The sequence below is a fragment of the Marinobacter sp. BW6 genome, from assembly GCF_008107725.1.
GTDB lineage: Bacteria > Pseudomonadota > Gammaproteobacteria > Pseudomonadales > Oleiphilaceae > Marinobacter.
Window position 1 is genome coordinate 1 of sequence record NZ_VIRN01000080.1, and the last position, 448, is coordinate 448.

The following is a 448-nucleotide window of genomic DNA, read 5'->3' on the forward strand; positions in this document are numbered from 1 at the left end:
CGCAGTAAGACGGCAATTGAAAAGCCGGGCCGAGAGTACCTGAAGCGCCTGTAAGAGGCTGTGCGACCTGCTGAGGCCGAAATTAAGCGCTTCGTTGATGCATGTGACGAGCTTCGCGACGCAACCCGCCGCCCACTCACCGAATGGGAAGCCGAGTAGGAACGCATTAAGGCTGAAGAAGCCATGAACGCGCTGCACGCCGAAGCGCTGGAAATGAACATCAAGTTCGCTCAGGAGTTGGCGGCCAAGTTCGAAGCAGACCACGAAATGGCTCTGCTGATGAACAAGGATTTCGACCGTGACCGCGAAGAGCAGCGCCGCCTGGCGGAACAGGCTCGGCGTGAGCACGAAGAGCGCATTAAGCACGAAGCAGCAGAACAAGCCCGCCGAGATGCCGAAGCGAAGCACAAAGCGGAGATTGAAGCCGCATCGCGCCGTGAAGCTGAAG

Annotated in this window: 1 pseudogene; it reads left to right on the plus strand. The window is 58.5% G+C overall.

The features are described 5' to 3' along the window. Positions 1-183: 183 nt before the first annotated feature. Positions 184-448 (plus strand): annotated as a pseudogene (locus tag FMN52_RS20045) (hypothetical protein); the annotation flags it as partial.